10 protein-coding genes are annotated in these 16,099 nt (G+C 64.6%); 3 read left to right on the top strand and 7 right to left on the bottom strand.

Going from position 1 to position 16,099, the window contains the following annotated elements:
* Positions 1 to 58: 58 nt before the first annotated feature.
* Together LG281_RS11110 and LG281_RS11105 are read right to left on the bottom strand one after the other, a co-directional pair.
* Positions 59 to 2,407: a mechanosensitive ion channel domain-containing protein gene (locus LG281_RS11110; protein WP_404400639.1), complete on the bottom strand. Its 2,349-nt coding sequence runs from the start codon at positions 2,405 to 2,407 to the stop codon at positions 59 to 61.
* Between the two features lie 167 nt (positions 2,408 to 2,574).
* The gene (locus tag LG281_RS11105) at positions 2,575 to 2,976 is read right to left on the bottom strand and encodes a DUF1810 domain-containing protein (RefSeq protein ID WP_404400637.1); all 402 of its coding nucleotides are present in this window, start codon (positions 2,974 to 2,976) and stop codon (positions 2,575 to 2,577) included.
* 142 nt (positions 2,977 to 3,118) lie between these two features.
* Between LG281_RS11105 and LG281_RS11100 the strand changes: the two genes are divergently transcribed.
* Positions 3,119 to 3,421 carry a GIY-YIG nuclease family protein gene (locus LG281_RS11100; RefSeq protein ID WP_404400635.1) on the top strand — a complete coding sequence of 101 codons (303 nt, stop codon included), beginning with the start codon at positions 3,119 to 3,121 and terminating at the stop codon, positions 3,419 to 3,421.
* 592 nt (positions 3,422 to 4,013) lie between these two features.
* Here LG281_RS11100 and LG281_RS11095 read toward each other — a convergent pair.
* Positions 4,014 to 4,670 (bottom strand): hypothetical protein, encoded by a 657-nt coding sequence (locus LG281_RS11095; protein ID WP_404400633.1) that lies wholly within the window; start codon positions 4,668 to 4,670, stop codon positions 4,014 to 4,016.
* Positions 4,671 to 4,749: 79 nt separating this feature from the next.
* Between LG281_RS11095 and LG281_RS11090 the strand changes: the two genes are divergently transcribed.
* Positions 4,750 to 5,504 (top strand): IS5 family transposase gene (locus LG281_RS11090; RefSeq protein WP_404400331.1). Its coding sequence is split into 2 segments (ribosomal slippage): positions 4,750 to 5,083 and positions 5,083 to 5,504, totalling 756 coding nucleotides; the frame shifts between segments, so codons are not numbered across the junction.
* 100 nt (positions 5,505 to 5,604) lie between these two features.
* Here the strand turns inward: LG281_RS11090 and polA are convergent.
* Positions 5,605 to 8,496 carry a DNA polymerase I gene (gene polA / locus LG281_RS11085; protein ID WP_404400631.1) on the bottom strand — a complete coding sequence of 964 codons (2,892 nt, stop codon included), beginning with the start codon at positions 8,494 to 8,496 and terminating at the stop codon, positions 5,605 to 5,607.
* A gap of 220 nt (positions 8,497 to 8,716) precedes the next feature.
* Here polA and LG281_RS11080 point away from each other — a divergent pair, with 220 nt between their 5' ends.
* Positions 8,717 to 9,286 (top strand): hypothetical protein, encoded by a 570-nt coding sequence (locus LG281_RS11080; protein ID WP_404400629.1) that lies wholly within the window; start codon positions 8,717 to 8,719, stop codon positions 9,284 to 9,286.
* Positions 9,287 to 9,289: 3 nt separating this feature from the next.
* Here LG281_RS11080 and LG281_RS11075 read toward each other — a convergent pair whose 3' ends face one another.
* From LG281_RS11075 to LG281_RS11065, 3 genes are read right to left on the bottom strand one after another with little or no spacing between them, the layout of a single operon-like run.
* Complete coding sequence (locus LG281_RS11075) at positions 9,290 to 9,826, bottom strand: CAP domain-containing protein (RefSeq protein WP_404400627.1); 537 nt, start codon at positions 9,824 to 9,826, stop codon at positions 9,290 to 9,292.
* A gap of 8 nt (positions 9,827 to 9,834) precedes the next feature.
* Positions 9,835 to 14,199 (bottom strand): translocation/assembly module TamB domain-containing protein, encoded by a 4,365-nt coding sequence (locus LG281_RS11070; RefSeq protein WP_404400625.1) that lies wholly within the window; start codon positions 14,197 to 14,199, stop codon positions 9,835 to 9,837.
* Positions 14,196 to 16,097 (bottom strand): autotransporter assembly complex family protein, encoded by a 1,902-nt coding sequence (locus tag LG281_RS11065; protein WP_404400623.1) that lies wholly within the window; start codon positions 16,095 to 16,097, stop codon positions 14,196 to 14,198. The genes LG281_RS11070 and LG281_RS11065 overlap by 4 nt, the downstream gene beginning before the upstream one ends.
* Between the last annotated feature and the right edge of the window lie 2 nt (positions 16,098 to 16,099).

Raw genomic sequence — 16,099 nt, 5'->3', positions numbered from 1 at the left:
TCCTTTGGAGGGAAAGAAGCACCTCTGACTAACAGAGCCGCGCCCGTGTCGCTAGCCCTTATTGCGGCGGATCGCCGGAATCGCTGCCCTCGTCGGCGGCGGGGAGGCCCACTTCGTCCCTGTTCGACCGGCGCCGGCGGCGGCGCGGCGGCTTGGCGGCGGGGGGCGCTTCCTGCTCGACGTCCGTGGTGGCATCGTCGCGCACCATGTGGAGCGGCGGAGCGTTGCCGGCCTTGTCGACGCCGAAATAGACGGTCTGGTGCGGGAAGGGGATCTCGATGCCGCGCGCGTCGAAGATGCGCTTCAAAATGGCGTTGTACGCGCGCTTCAGGGCCCATTGATTGCCCGGCAGCGTCTTGATGCGGGAGCGCAGGATGACCTCGCTCGCGCCGAACTCGTTGAGCCCCATCCATTCGAGATCGCCGATGATGACCTTGGCGTTTTCGGGGTCCGCGCGCAATTCGTCGAACGCGTCGTAGATCGCTTTTTTGGCCTCCTCGGTATCCTCGCGATAGGCAACGCCGATGTCGAGCAGCGCGTAGGAGAAGCCGCGCATATAATTGGTGACGACATCGACCGAGGAGAACGGGATGATGTGATAGGCGCCCTCGAGATCGCGCAGCGCCGCCGAGCGGACGGTCAGACGTTCGACGACGCCGGAAATCCCGCCGATCTGGACGACGTCGCCCACATCGATCGCGCCTTCGAGCTGGATGAAGATGCCGGTGATGATGTCCTGCACCATCTTTTGCGCGCCGAACCCCACGGCGAGGCCGATGATCCCCGCGGACGCCAGCAGCGGGGCGATGTTGAGGCCCAGTTCGGCGAGGACGAACATCAAAACGATGACGATCAACGCAATGGTGACGGCGTTGCGGAAAAGGACCAGAAGCGTCCGCGCGCGCGCGGATACGCCCACCGCGTAATCGGGGTTGATGCGGTAGTCGACCCAGGAATTGAGCACCAGCCACAGCCCGAAGGAGACGAGGAGGATGACCGCCACCGTGATCGTCGTGCCCGCCAGCCGGGCGCCGAGCTGGCTTTCGAGGAAGGCGAAAACGTCGAAGGCTCCCAGCGCATTGAGGCAGAACAGGACGACCGCGACGACGACGGCGAGCCGGACGATATAGAGCACGCGCGGCACGAAGGCGTTGAGCCGCGCTTCGAGCAGCGGCACGCGCTCGGCGATGGTGGGGGGGAGTTTGACCCCGCCCCCGATCATCCGCGTGATGAGGTTGTAGGCGATCATGCCCGCAAAGATCGCCGCGCCGATTTCGGCATTGGCCGCGAGCACGCCATAGAACCCCTCGGTGGGCCGGACGATGACGATGAGCGCGAGAATGGCGAGATAGATAAGGATCGGCACCGACCAATACCGGGCCGCCATATGCTTGCCTGTGCCGGACCGGTGCGTGCGCCAGCGCCGCGCGAGCTTGAGCGCGATGGGCCGGCGGAGCCCGGTGACCAGCGCGGCGATGAGCGCGAGGATGACGATGAGCATGATCACCGAGAGCGCCCGCCCCGCCTGCGGGTCCACCAGCTGGTTGACCAGCGGCAGCATCAAAAGCTGGCCGTAAACGAAAAGCGAAATCAAAAGCCGCCCCCACCCCATCGCCCCGCGCGCGGTCGCGTCGGCGACCGACACCAGCCGCAGATCGGGCCGGCGCGGCGCGAAGATGACGCGCAGGACCACGAGGGAAATCTCTATGACGAGGAACGCATTAAGATAGAGCGAGTGGGAGAAATTGATCTGGCCCTGATTGCCCAGAACGCTCAACGCCAGGCCATAGCCGATGGCCCAGGGGACGATGGCGAAGCCGATATCGACGAGGAACCCCAGCGAAATGCCGATCAGTTTGGCAACGAAGCCCTCGGCCTTGACCGCATCGCGCAACCGCCCGCGCAGGCCGCCGAACACGGTGCGCATGAAGACGAGCACGCCATAGGTGACGACGACGAGCGCGGCGAGATCGACGAGGATGAGCCCGATCCGGCTCACCTCGCCCGCGTTGAGCGCGGCAAAGGTCTGCGGCGCGGCGAGGAGCTGATCCCAGAACTCGGCGGCGCCATCGGCGACGCGGTCGATCAGCCCTTCGGTGAAGGCGGCGATCTCCCCGCCCACCGAGCGCACGTCGAGCGCCACGGTTTCGGGCGCCGTGTCGGCGTGTTCCTGCGCCGAGGAAACGGCGCTTTCGAGCTCGGAAATGAGCGCCGCCCGCGCCTCCTCGTTGCGGAGCACGTTGAGGAGGGTTTCGAGCGCGTTATCGACGACCGATTCTGCGCTCTCGGCCGGGCTGCTTTCCGGCGCGGTGCCCGTCTGCGCCATGGCCGGAGCGCCCGCGAGCGCAAGCGGCAGGGCGAGCATCAGCGCCATCACGAGGCGCGCAAGGAGGGTAGGCACGGGCATGTCGGTTCTCATCGTATGGCTGGCCGCGATTTTTTTGCCAGCCTACAGATTTTTCGTGCCGGTTGAACCCCTTGGCGGAAAGGATGGTGTGCGCCCGCACGGATTTGCGCATGCCGATACGCCCGACGGCGCGTGCGCCTCGGGTTTCACCCAAAACGCCCGCCGCCTTACACCCGGCGTACCGTTTCGGGGTCCTCCGCTCCGCCGTAAAACGCTTCGAGCGCCGCGCGGAACACTGGCTCTTCGGGCACGGCGCGGGCAAAAAGGGTCATCGATGAGCGGAATTTGAGGTCGTCGGGTGCGCCGAAAATGGCGTGCGCGGATTTATCGGTGTGCCCGAGCACGGCGCGTGTGCATTCGAGAAGCCGTGGGCCGAGGACGGGGTGCGCATAATAGGCGCGGGCGTCTTCGAGGCCGGAGAGGGCGTAGCGCTGGCTCATCGGGGAGTGCCCCAGCCCCGCGATCTGGGGGAAGATGAACCACATCCAGTGCGTGCGTTTTGCGCCAGCGCGGAGTTCGGCGAGGGCGGTGGGGTAGATGGGGGATTGGGCGGTGAGGAAGTGGTGCATGGTGGCTGTGATGTGTCATAGCGATGTCGCGATTCTCCGCCTCTGCGGCGCTGCTGGCAACCCATACCCCCCTCTCGTCATCGCCACCCCCGGACGCGATCCGGGGGTTGACCCGGCGACTTCTTGAGCCTCTCATCCGCACATGGCTGGGGGATATATCTATCTTATGACCAATCTCTCACGGCGCCCCATCTATTGCGGGGTGACGAACGATCTCGTGCGCCGGGTATACGCGCATCGCGAAAGGCTGATCCCCAACGCCTATACGGGGAAATACCGGCTATTCCGGCTGGTGTACTACGAGGTGCACGCGACAATGCCGATTGCCATTCAGCGCGAGAAGAACATCAAGCACTGGAGCCGGGAGTGGAAGGCAGCGCTTGTCGATGAGATGAATCCCGAGTGGCGGGATTTGTGGTTCGAGGTGGCGCAGTCGCCGTTTTGAGGGGTGCCCTCCCGTCTGACTGCCCCTCCCTCTCCGCGTACCCCTCCCCCTCCATCGTCATGGCCGGGCTTGACCCGGCCACCTCCGGGCGTGGCAGCTTGCGCCGACGTGCGTGAATCTCCGGATGGGTGGCTTCGCGCGGCACAGAGATCCCCGGGTCAAGCCCGGGGACGACGAGGGAGGGGTGGGTGATTCGAGCGGCGAAGGCTGCGCTTGTCGATGAGACGAATCCCGAGTGACGGGATTTGTGGTTCGAGGTGGTGAGGTCGCCGTTTTGAGGGGTACCCTCCCGTCTGACTCCCCTCCCTCTCCGCGTACCCCCGCCCTCTCCATCGTCATGGCCGGGCTTGACCCGGCCACCTCTGGGCGGGACAGCTTGCGCTGACGTGGGCGTATCTCCGGAGGGGTGGATTGGCGCGGCACAGAGATCCCCGAGTCAAGCCCGCGGACGACGAGGGGTAGGGGATTGGGCGATCTGGGGTGGCGCAGAGGTTAAAACCACATCTGGTGCGAACTTTGTGAGTCCCAAGTTGTTCCGGTAAAGCCAATCTCGTCGATTGATTTACTAATCACCGGATTCGGCGTTCTTGCGCTATTCAAGTACCTTGAAAGTGACGCCTCGCCACAATGCCCGAGCATTCCGCGTCGCATACGCGTAGGTATCTTCCCACATAAATGAGCTTCCTCTTATGCCAAGGTTGAGGGCGTCCAAAGCTGCTTGCGTCAGAGAAAGCAGCTTGGTTTCGTCCCCATAGCGCGCCTTGAGGTCAGGAGCTTTCCGAGCGTTGGGCTCCAAAGAATGCGCGAGCGTGGTATCACGAAAATCCACCAGAGCCGCGAGCAGGTCTGACTTTAAGCCCACCTCAACCTGCCTAATTCCGTCGCCCAATGCAGCCAAGCGCTCGCTGGCATCTTCCCTAGCCGATGCATCGCTCATTTGCCGTTGCCACTCGATCAGCTCAGGGTCATCGTGATCGGCGCTAATGGACCGACCTCTAAGCCTGTTATCGACCGCTCGCTTTTGGATCATGTCCCTTACGTGTTGGCAGTCAACAAGCCGAGCAATTGTGGGAAGGCTGTTTCGGTGTTCGCCGGGTTTGTCCCACAGTGAGCACAAGCGCAACACCTCGCCGCGCATTAGCTCGATGGTGAACACGCGATACGCGTTTCCAGCATACGACTGTGGAATCTGACTGTTTATCGTTTTTGTGTACTGCAAGAGCTGATTGTTTGCATGCAGATGAACCACCGATATCAGGTTATCTAGGCTCAGGACCTATTAATTTGATGTGAGATGTGATTCAGGGTCTCCGATGAAGGAGGTCCTGATGAGTGATTTGTTTCTGTTGAGCGAGCGCCAGATGGCGCGGATATCACCGTATTTCCCGCTTTCCCACGGCATTCCGCGGGTTGACGACCGGCGGGTGGTTAGCGGCATCATCTACGTGATCAGGAACGGCCTGCAGTGGAAGGACGCACCAAGCGGGTATGGCCCGCACAAGACGCTCTACAATCGCTTCATTCGCTGGAGCCGGCTGGGCGTGTTCGACAGGATCTTTGCAGCGCTGGCCGGCGAAGGGCCGCAACCCGAGCGCATCATGATCGACGCCACGCATCTGAAGGCCCACCGCACCGCGGCGAGCCTTCTTAAAAAGGGGATGTTCCCCGTCGTATCGGGCGGACGAAAGGCGGGCTGAACTCCAAGCTGCACGCCGTTTGCGACGCCGAGGGCCGGCCGCTGATACTGCTTTTGAGCGAAGGCCAGATGAGCGACCACAAGGGCGCCAGGCTCTTGCTCGACGTGCTGCCGTCCGCCGACAGCCTGCTTGGCGACAAGGGTTACGACAGCAATTGGTTCCGCCAAGCTCTCGCTGACAGGGGCATCGAGCCATGCATTCCGCCGACCAAAAGCCGCAAGCAGCCGATCGACTACGACAAAGCGCTCTATCGCCAGCGCCATAGAATTGAGAACATGTTCGGCAAGCTCAAGGACTGGCGGCGCATCGCTACCCGCTACGATCGATGCGCTCACACCTTCTTTTCAGCCATCTGCATCGCCGCAACCGTCATCTTCTGGCTCTGATTAACGAGTCCTGAGCCTAATGCTGCCTGGGTTTTTTTCTCCGCTCGTGCCAATCGTTCTTCAGGAAGGAGCGTTTTGATCCACTTCTCCACGGGCGAATTCAATGCGCCTCCCCCCAATGCTTAGCCGCTTTCGCATCCACCTTCAGCGGCACGGATAGCTTCAACGCCGGCTCCGCCGCCCCCTCCATCGTCTTGCAGATGAACGGGATCGCCGCGTCCGCACGCCCCTCCGGCGCTTCGAAGATCAACTCGTCATGCACCTGCAAGAGCATGTCGGCTTCCATCTTGTTCTCTGTAAGCACCCGCTCCATGCGGATCATGGCGCGGCGGATGATGTCGGCGGCCGAGCCCTGGATGGGGGCGTTGATGGAGGCGCGTTCGATGAAGGCGCGTTCGGAGGGGTTTTTGGTGTTGGCGTTTTCAAACGGAATCTTGCGGCCGAAAATCGTCGAGACGTAGCCCTGCGCCTTCACCGTCTTGCGCTGGTGGTCCATATAATCCTGGATGCCCGGGAAGCGCTCGAAATAGGTCTTGATGTAATCCCCCGCCTCCGAGCGCGAGATGCCGAGCTGGTTGGCCAGCCCGAAAGCGGAAATCCCGTAGATGATGCCGAAATTGATCGCCTTGGCGCGGCGGCGGATCATCGGGTCCATGCCTTCGATCGGCACGCCGAACATCTCGCTCGCGGTCATCGCGTGAATGTCGAGGCCCTCTTCGAAGGCGTCCTTCAATGCCTGAATGTCCGCGATATGCGCGAGGACGCGCAGTTCGATCTGCGAATAGTCCGCGGAAATCAGCAGATTGCCCTCTTCGGCGACGAAGGCGGTGCGGATTTTGCGGCCATCCTCGGTGCGGATGGGGATGTTCTGGAGGTTCGGGTCGGTCGAGGACAAGCGCCCCGTGGCGACGGCGGCCTGGTGGTAGGAGGTGTGCACGCGGCCCGTGCGCGGGTTGATATATTCGGGCAGCGCATCGGTATAGGTGGATTTGAGTTTGGTCACCCCGCGCCAGTCGAGGAGCACCTTTGCGAGCGGGACACCTTTCGCCGCGAGGTCGTCGAGCACCGAGGCGCCGGTCGACCATGCGCCGGTCTTGGTCTTGGTGCCGCCCTCCAGCCCCATCTTGCCGAAAAGGATATCGCCCAATTGCTTGGGGGAGCCGAGGTTGAACTTTTCACCCGCGATCTCGTGGGCTTCCGCTTCGAGCGCGGCGGCGCGCTGGGCGAAATCGCCCGAAAGCTCGGAGAGAATCTGCCGGTCCACCGAAATCCCCCGCGCTTCCATGCGCGCGAGGACGGGCGCGAGCGGGCGGTCGATGGTTTCATAGACCGTGGTCGCGCCGAAGGCGGGAAGGCGGGGCTTCAAGACGTGCCAGAGCCGCAGGGTGATGTCGGCGTCCTCGGCGGCGTATTTGGCCGCCGTGTCGATTTCGAGCTGGTTGAAGGTTTTCTGCGCCTTGCCGGTGCCCGCGATCTCCGAGAATTTGATACAGGTGTGGTTGAGATAGCGCTCGGCGAGCGCATCCATGCCGTTGTTGCGCGCGCCGTCGAGCGCGTAGCTCATGAGCATGGTGTCGTCGATGGGGTGGAGATCGACGCCATAGCGCGCGAGGATGCCGATATCGTATTTGAGGTTCTGGCCGATCTTGAGGATCGCGGGGTCCTCGAGGACGGGCTTGAGCATGTCGATGGCGGTTTTGAGATCCATCTGGCCTTCGGCGCGGCCGGAGCCGAACATATCGCCTTCGCCAACCGTGTGGCCGACGGGGATATAACAGCCATTGCCCGGTTCGGTGGACAGGCAGATGCCGACGAGGTCGGCCTGCTGGTTGTCGAGCCCGGTGGTTTCGGTATCGACGGCGACGTGGCCCATCTCGATGATCTTTTCGACCCAGCCGGCGAGGGCGCCGGCGTCGCGGACGATCTCGTAATCCTCGTATTTGACGGGGATCGCGGCGATCTTCGCGAGTACGGCTTCGGCGTGTTCCTCGGGGCCGTGGGCGGTGAGGTGCGCATCGCCGGTATCGGCGGAAATGCCGGATTCGCCCGAATGCCCGTCCGCGGCGGCGGCAAGTTCCGCGTCGGCGGAGAAATCGTCCGGGTCCACCTCGAGCGCGGTCGCAACCCGGCGGGTGAAGGCGGCGAATTCCATGGCCTTTAGAAACGGGATCAGCGTCTTGGCGTCGAGCGGCTGGCGGACGAGGTCGTCGAGCGGGACGTCGAGGGGAACGTCGGTCCTCAAGCGCACGAGTTCGCGCGAGATGCGCGCCATATCCGCGTTTTCGATGATCGTCTCGCGGCGCTTGGTCTGCTTGATTTCCGAGGCGCGCGCCAGAAGCGTGTCGAGGTCACCATATTCGTTGATGAGCAAGGCGGCGGTCTTCACACCGATGCCGGGGATGCCGGGGACGTTGTCGACGGCGTCGCCGCAGAGCGACTGGACGTCGACGACCTTGTCCGGGCCGACGCCGAATTTCTTTTCTACCTCCTCGGGGCCCATCCAGCGCAAGGCCGGCTGGCCGGGGCGGGCGATGGTATCGAGCATCGAGACGTCGGGGCCGATGAGCTGCATCAAATCCTTGTCCGAGGAGACGATGGTGACCATCGCGCCTTTTTCGCGCGCCTTTACCGTGTAGGTGGCGATGAGGTCGTCCGCCTCGAAGCCTTCCTGCTCGACCGAGGCGATCGAGAAGGCGCGGGTGGCGGTGCGGGTTAGAGGGAATTGCGGGACGAGGTCTTCGGGCGCTTCGGGGCGGTGGGCCTTGTATTGGGGATAGAGATCGTTGCGGAAGCTCTTGCCCGAATAATCGAAGATCACCGCGATATGGGTCGGTTCCTCGCGCGATTTGAGATCGTCATAGAGCTTGAAGAGCATGTTGCAGAACCCCGAAACCGCGCCGACGGGCAGACCGTCGGACTTGCGGGTCAGGGGCGGCAGGGCGTGATAGGCCCGGAAAATGAAGCTCGATCCGTCAACGAGTACGAGGTGCATGAGAAAGTCCGTCCCGGAAATACAAGGGGCATTCGCGCCCGAACGTGATAAAGTCGTTCTTTGCCGGGCAGATTGGCGCGAATGGGGATTCGGGGCAAGGGGCGCGACGTCTGAGGTGCCCCCAAAACCCCTGGAGGAATTGATTAACCATAAGCGCGCACAATGGCGCGAGCCGGTGGGGGCTCGGCATTCATAGGCATTCCAACGAGAGGAGGTCGGAATGCTCGAGAACTGCACGGCCATTCTGATGGCCTCGGACAAGGCCTGGATCGAACGCTGCAAAACGCTCGCCCACGACGCGGGCTTCGAGGAAGCCTACGGGTTTCTGGGCGTCGACGATATCGCGCGCCGGGTGCGCAAGACGCCGGTCCAGTTCCTGTTCGCGCATTACGAAATCGGCGAGGACGTGCTGCGCGAGACCATGATCGCGATCCGCCACCACCACGAGCGCGACGTCAAGTTCATGCCCATGGTCGTTTTCACCAAGGACCAGAGCGTGCCCTCGCTCAAGCATTTTTTGAAGATGGGGTTCGACGACATCATCGCCTTCCCCTGCGCCATGAGCCATATCGTGGGACGGCTCGAATTGCAGATCGGGCGCAAGATCGACTATTTCCAGGCCGCCGACTATTTCGGTCCCGACCGCCGCCGGCTGATGGAGGAAGACGAAGAAGCCCGCAAGGAACGCCGTGCAGGGGGCACCTATACGCACTTCATCATCCAGCGCGATATCGAGAACGGCGTGCGGATATTGCACCAGAAGCAGGAGACCCTGCGCGCGAGCGCGTAGGCGCTAAACCTGCGCCCACGCGGGTGGGGTGACACCCATCACGAGGGCCCAATACGTCCCATAGGTGTTGCTGGCGGTCGCCTGACCGCGGCGGATGGCAAGGCCAAACTGCCGGTAGTCGGGGTTGACCATCACCTTGTGGTGCGCGGGCGAGGTCATCCAGCCGTCGATGACCGATTGCAGCGTCGGCGGTCCGCCCGCGAGGTTCTCACCCGCACCACCCCAGAAATTCTGCCGCCGCAACCGGGTGATGAACGCCTCGCCGTCAGCGGCGGTGTGCGCGAGCTTGGCCGTACGCGCCATGATCGCCGCCTGCTCGTCGGCGACCTTCTGGAGCGTTGCGTTGTGGCGCACCTCGGGCAGGCCTTCGTCGTGGCGCATGCGATTGAGCGCGGCCTGCGCATCGGTGGGTGAGACGTGGGAGACAGGCTCTGCCCGCCCGACGGTCATGACATAGGGCGCCGACGCGCAGCCCGAAAGGGCGGTGGCGGCAAAGCCCGAGGACAGGAGGAGGAAGCGGCGGCGGGTGGGGTTGGTCATGGCTGGGTTTAATAGTCCGTCTCGTAGAAAACGCCAATCTCCGATTCCCCGCTCGCGCTCGTCGCGCCGCTGGCCCTCAGGGAATCGGTGATGTCGATGTTGATCGAGACGCGGTTCTGGGCGCCCGCTTCGACGCCCAGATAGATGTTGTCGTCGAGATAGGTGCCCGCGCGCACCGAGGCGTTGCCCTCGCTGTCGGTGACGATATCGAGGTCGTCGAGCCCGGCGGCGGTGCGCAGGCTGTCCAGAAGCGACGTGCCGCTGCCCCCGCCCGCGAGTTCGGCGGCGGTTGCCGCGAGCTGGGCGAGTTGGAGGGGCGAGAGGTCCCCGACGCTGCGCTTGAAGATGAGCTGCGCGAGCACCTCGTCCTGTGGCAGGGCCGGCTGGGAGGAAAATTCGATGGTGGGTGCGGAGGCCCGTCCCGTGACCGTGATGAAGACCGTGAGGTCGTTGGCCCCGGATGAGGCGACGAAATCGAGATAGGGATCGAGATCGCCGATCAGCGTCACGCGGCCGGTTTCGAAATCGATCCTCTGCCCGAGGATCGAGAACCGCCCCCGGATGAGTTCGAGCCCGCCCACGGGTTGGACGTTGGCCACATTGCCGGTGATGCGCAGCTGCCCCCCGACTTCCGCGTCGAGTCCCAGACCCCGGATGAAAACCTGATTAGGCGCTGAAATCGTGACGTCGAGCGCCATCGGGGAGGTGCTTGCCGCTCCGCTTGCGCCCTGCCCATCCCGGTCGCGCTGCGCGCGGGCGAGCGTGGCGAGGACCGCGGGGGGCGGCGAGACGTGCCGGACATCGATGGCCTCGCTCGATGCGCCCAGCCCCTCGGGCAAGGTGATGTCGGCCTTCGCGATGTCGACCTGGCCCGAAAGCCGGCCGCCTGTACCGATGGGTCCCGAGAGGTTCAGCGCGCCGTTGAGCGTCGCGACGAGCAGATATCCGTCCGCATAGCGCGCCTCGTCGAGCGTGATGGTGATATCGGAGGTGAAGGCGGGCGCGTCGAGCCCGATGGTGCCGGAAGCCGAGACCGAGCCGCCCGTGGCGAGCTGCGCCGAGAGCGACGAGATCGCGATCCGCTCGCCCGAAAGCTGGGCGCTGCCGGTGATGTCGACGAGCCTCAGCGCGAGGCCCGGGTCGATATAATCGCCGTTCGCCACCGAGATCGTGCCGGACAGTTGCGGATTGGCAATGCGCCCAGTGACCTGCGCGTTGACCGTCGCGGTGCCCGAAAGTTGTGCGCCACGCTCCGCGAGAATGCGGTTGGCGAGGCTCAGGGGCGCCGTGCCCTGCACCGACAGGTTGAGCCCGCGCCCGGCAAGCGGGATCGTGCCGCTGGCGGTCGCGCGCAAGCCTTGCGCGCCGGTGGCAGTGGCGGAGGTGAGGGTGACCGTTTCGTTGCCGTACCGGCCTTCCGCCGTCACCGAGAAGGGCGTGATGCCCAGCCCTTCGAGCGACGCTGCGTCGATGCCGGTCCCCGAGATCGAGAACGATGCCTGCGGGGCGGATGCGGTGCCCGAAATATGCGCGGTGCCATCGAGCGTGCCGGTGAGCCCGAGCCCGGGGGCGATCGCGTTGGCGAGGGAAAGCGGCAGGGCATTGACCCCCAGATCGATATTGAGCGTTTCGCCCGCCGAACCGGTCGCGGTGATCCGGCCCGATCCGGCGTTGATCTCCAGTCCCGTGAACTGGACAGTGTCGCCCGCAACCGTGAGCGTTGCCGGTTCCGCGAGGCTGGCCGCGAGCTGGCCTTGTGTGAGCGAAAGCGTGTCGAGCCTGACGCTATAGCCTTCCGCGATGGGGGAGAGCGAACCGGCAAGCGCGAGATCGGTGCCGCCCACGAGCGCGGCGGTGCCGTCGAACCGCGTCGTGTCCTCGGCGCTCACCGCGCGCAGCATGACCGTTTCAATATCGGTGCCGCCCGCGACGATGGTCCGCCCATCGATGGTGCCGCGGATGACGGGAACGCCGAAGAGGTCGTCGATATCGACATCGGCGGTCGCGGAGCCGATTGCGACGGCGCTGGCGGTAACGTCCGACAGCGCGGCTTCGGCGGAAAGGCTCTGGCGCGGGCCCGAACGCGCGAGGACGATGTCGGCATTGACCGTGCCGGTGGCTTGGACAAGTGCCAAAGCGGCTGCGGTTTCGATATTGGGGGCGTCGAGCGACAGACGGCCATCCATCAGCCCGTCGCTAAAGCGGGTCAGGTTGCCTGAAAGGTCGGTGCCCGGCGCGGAGAACGCAATGTTGGCGAGCCGCGTCCGGTCGGCATTGGTGTCGATATCGGTGCCGAGCGTAACGCGGAAGCCGTCGAGGAAGGCCGCGCCCGATACGGTGCCCGTGAGCGCGCCATCTTCGGTGACCCCGGCAAAGCCGAGACTGGCATTGGTCAGCGTGCGGTCGGCAAGGCGGCCCTGGGGGATGGCGGCGTCGAAATCGAGCGCGATACGGCCCTCGCTGCCCTGCGCCGTACCCTGCGCGGTGAGTGCGCCCGAAAGCTCCTCATTGATCAGAGCAAGGTCCGACAGCGCGATATCGAGAGTGAAATCCGCCGCGCCGGTCGCATAGGTGCCGTCGGCGGTGATCTGCACCTGATTGTTGGTGAGCGCAAAGCCCTCGGTTTCAAGGCCGCGCTCGGTGCGCGCGACACGGCCCGACAGCGCGATCTCGCCGGTAAGCAGGTTGTCGGCAACCGGGTCGTCGACCGAAAGCCCCTGCGCCGCGCCGTCGAGGGTGAGGTCGAACCCGCCGATGAGCGGCGAGACCGTGCCGGTCGCGACGAGCGACAAGGCGCCCGAAAGGTCGCGGTCGGCCAGCCCTGAGAAGGGGGCAATCGAGTTCGTTGCGATACCGATTTCGCCGTCAAAGACCGCCTCGTCGATCTCGCCGGCGAGGTTCAGCGTGAGCGCCTCGCCCATCAGGCGGAACTGCGCGAGCGTGATCGGCTCGCCCGATTGCCAGAGCGCGGCGATGCCGAGGCCGATTTCGTTGCCGAAGGCTTCCTCGATTTCCGGCGAGGATGCTGAAATCCCCGAAAGCGCGCCATCGGCATTGAAGGTAACGCGCCGGGTGGCCGGGTCCTCGATATTGGCGGCAACCCCCGATGCGTCGACCGAGAGCGTTTCGGCGGCGAAAGTGCGGCTCGAAAACCCGATCATTTCGAGCGTGCCGGTCCAGTCTTCGGACTGGTCCACGCCATAGTCGACGGTGAACCGCGCCCGCTCGATGCGGGTTTCGGCGCCGGGCACCGGCAGGATGACCGGACCGCCTTCACGCGAGGCGATTTCGGCGGCGATGTCGAGCCGGCTCAAAAAGCCGTCGGCGGTGGTCGATGCGTTACCGGTGAGCGCCAACTGCCCGCCCGTAAGCGAGATGTCGTCGAGCGAGACGCCGCCTTCGGCGCGCAGGAGCAGGTCGGCGGAAAACGATGTGTTCTCGCCAAAGAACGGCCGGTAGGGGCCGGGCAGGACGGTCGCGATGGGGCCGCCGAGGTCGGCGGCAATCGCAATGCCTTCACCGGTCTGGTCGACAACGCCGGTGCCTTCGAGGACCCGGTTGCCGTCCGCATCGAAGGTGAGCGCCACATTGAGATCGTCGATAAGCCCCGCGCCGGTGACGCCGAGCGCGATATCGGGGCGGCCCTCGATGTTGAGAAGGTTGGCGACGATGCCGTTTTCGGGCTCGGTGAGGGTCAGCGACAGGTCGATTTCGCGGGTCTCGTTGGCATAGGCGACGCTGAGGTCGAGCGTACCGCCGGGACCGTCGAGGCGTTCGATATCGAGGTTGGCGTCGAGGGCGCCGCCTTCAAGGCGGATCGCGCCATCGACCGAGATCTCCGAGCCCAGCCCGAAGACCTGCTCGCCGAAGGAAACGCGTGGAACCGAAAGGGTTTCGATCTGAACCGCAACGGGCAATTCGGGCACTTCGAAGCCGCCCGCTTCCGGAGCGGGTGCCTGAAGGCCACGTTCGCCGGGTTGTTCGGCGGCCACGGGGTTGCGGATATAGCTGATCGAATCCGCCGAAAGCGACCGGATGTCGAGCCGCCCAAAGAGAAGCGCGCCCTGGTCCCAGTCGATCGCGGCGTTTTCGATGATGAGATAGATGCCCTCGCTGTCGGCGACAGTAATCTGCCGGATCGAGGCCTGTGCCGAGAGCACGCCGTCGATCCCCGCAAGGCGGATTTGCCGGTCTGGCGTGGAGATCGTGTCCTCGACGAACTGGACGAGCCAGTTGCGCTGCTCGGCGGCGTTGAGATCGGCGGCGCGCGCGAGCGTATCCATCAGGCTCTCGCCCTCGTCCTGCGCATAAAGGACGAAGGCCGGGACGGCCATCAGAACAAGCGCCGCTATGATTGCCGCGAGCCGTCTCAAAATGCCTGTCCTATGCCGACGTAAAGCGCATAATCGGGGTCGTCTTCGGTCTTGTTGAGCGGCACGGCGAGGTCGAGCCGCAAGGGACCGAGTGCTGTATAATAGCGAATGCCGACGCCCGCGCCCAAGCGCAGATCCTCGAAGGTTGGGAATGTGTCGTCGGTGACGAGCCCGCCATCGAGGAAGGCGACGCCGCCGAAACTTTCGCCGAACCGTGCACGGGCTTCGAGCGAGCCTTCGAGGAGATACCGCCCGCCGGTGATCCCGGCATTGGTCTCCACCCCGATCGAGCGGTAGCCATAGCCGCGCACCGACCCGCCACCACCGGCGAAGAACAGCATTGAGGGCGGGATTTCCGAAACGTCCGGCCCAACGATCGCGCCGGCCTTGACCCGGGCGGCGAGGATATAGTTGTCGTCTGGATCGAAGGAGAAATAGGTCCGTCCTTCGATCGTGGCACCGATAATCGCGTTGTCGTAGGTGAATTCGTACAACGGATCGACGGTGGCCGAGACGTAGAACCCCTCGGTGGGGTCGAGCGTGGAATCGCGGCTATCGTAGGTTGCCGCGCCATAGAGCCCGACCGTGGTGAATTCGCGGGCGCCGTGGACGTCGTCCTCGAAATAGGCGTACTCCGCCGAGAACCCGCCCGCTCCGGTGATCTCGCCGGTAAAGAGATGTTCGAGCCCGATCCGGCCGCCCACGGAGGTCTCCTCGTAAAGCGGCAGCACGGTGCGCTCGGCGGAAATCGCGGCGACGAGGTCCGTATCGGGGGTCCATATGCCGGGCTTGGTGAAGGTGCCGCCGAAAGCGTAGTCGAATTCCGCCGTCTCGACCGGGAAGCCGATGCCCGCGACTTTCGCGTCGAGCCGCAGCCGCTCGGCCTGTCCGAAGAGATTGCGGTGGAGCCAATACCCCTCGATGCCCAGCCCGTCGACGCTCGACAGCGTCGCGCCGATGCCGAGGCGGCGGAGCTTTTGTTCCTGCACGAAGATCGTATAGGGCAGGACACCGTCCGCGCCGACCGCTTCGGCCGCCTGGATCCGCAGCGAGCGGAAGACATCCAGCCGCGCGAGGCGCGCGCGGGCGAGCGCGATGTCGTCGGGGTCGTATTCCTGCCCCGGGACGAGCCCGGTCTGCCGGACGATGAAATCGGGGTCCATGTTTTCAGTCCCCGAGGTCGAGATCGGGCCGATGACGGCATGCGCGCCCGGATCGACGATCAGGGTCACATCGAGCGTGCCGCTCGGGTGTTCCGCGGTCACCTCGCGGGTGGCGATTTTGGCCTTGGGATAGCCCAGATGCCGCCAGGCCTGGACGAGCAGCGTTTCCGCCTGCGCGATAACGCCCGCCCGCGCGATCTGCCCGGTCGCAAAGCCCGTCGAGGGGAGCGGCGGCACGGTGTCGTCGGGGGGAACATCGGCGGGCGCGGTATTGCCGGTGCGCAGCGTGCCGAAGACGAATTGCCGTCCGGGATTGACGGTGACGGTAATGGCCACGGGGTCGGGCAGATCGGCGTCCGGCGGGATGGAACTGGCCTCGCGGCCCGCGACGATGATCGAAATGGCGCCGCCATAATAGCCGTCATTATAGAGCGCGGCGAGCAGGCGCGTGTAATCGCCCCGGGCCTTTGCGAGGAGGCCCGGCACACCCGAGGCGGGCTCGTCGCGGTCGGTCCAGAGGTTCGAAGCGTTGCGCAGCGCGGCATCGAGCGCCGCGTCGGCGCTCGTTTCGAAGGTGATCTCGTAGGTGCGCGGATCGGCGATGACCGCGTCGATATCCTCTTCATTGCCGCCGAAGAACTGGATGCCGAACAGCTCGAACGCCGTCGCGGACGCACTGACCGTGACCATCAGCACGCCGGAAAGGGCAAGGCTTTTGAGCAATCGCTTGATCACGG

Source organism: Pelagibacterium halotolerans, from assembly GCF_044811015.1.
Lineage (GTDB): Bacteria > Pseudomonadota > Alphaproteobacteria > Rhizobiales > Devosiaceae > Pelagibacterium > Pelagibacterium halotolerans_A.
Note: the sequence above shows the minus strand (reverse complement) of the source record. Positions and strands in the feature narration are given on the sequence as shown.

Excerpts from the sequence above, each read along its gene's own strand:
- LG281_RS11100 (WP_404400635.1), top strand. The coding sequence starts at position 3,119 with ATGGCTGGGGGATATATCTATCTTATGACCAATCTCTCACGGCGCCCC.
- LG281_RS11110 (WP_404400639.1), bottom strand. The coding sequence starts at position 2,407 with ATGCCCGTGCCTACCCTCCTTGCGCGCCTCGTGATGGCGCTGATGCTC.
- LG281_RS11105 (WP_404400637.1), bottom strand. The coding sequence starts at position 2,976 with ATGCACCACTTCCTCACCGCCCAATCCCCCATCTACCCCACCGCCCTC.
- LG281_RS11075 (WP_404400627.1), bottom strand. The coding sequence starts at position 9,826 with ATGACCAACCCCACCCGCCGCCGCTTCCTCCTCCTGTCCTCGGGCTTT.
- LG281_RS11080 (WP_404400629.1), top strand. The coding sequence starts at position 8,717 with ATGCTCGAGAACTGCACGGCCATTCTGATGGCCTCGGACAAGGCCTGG.
- polA (WP_404400631.1), bottom strand. The coding sequence starts at position 8,496 with ATGCACCTCGTACTCGTTGACGGATCGAGCTTCATTTTCCGGGCCTAT.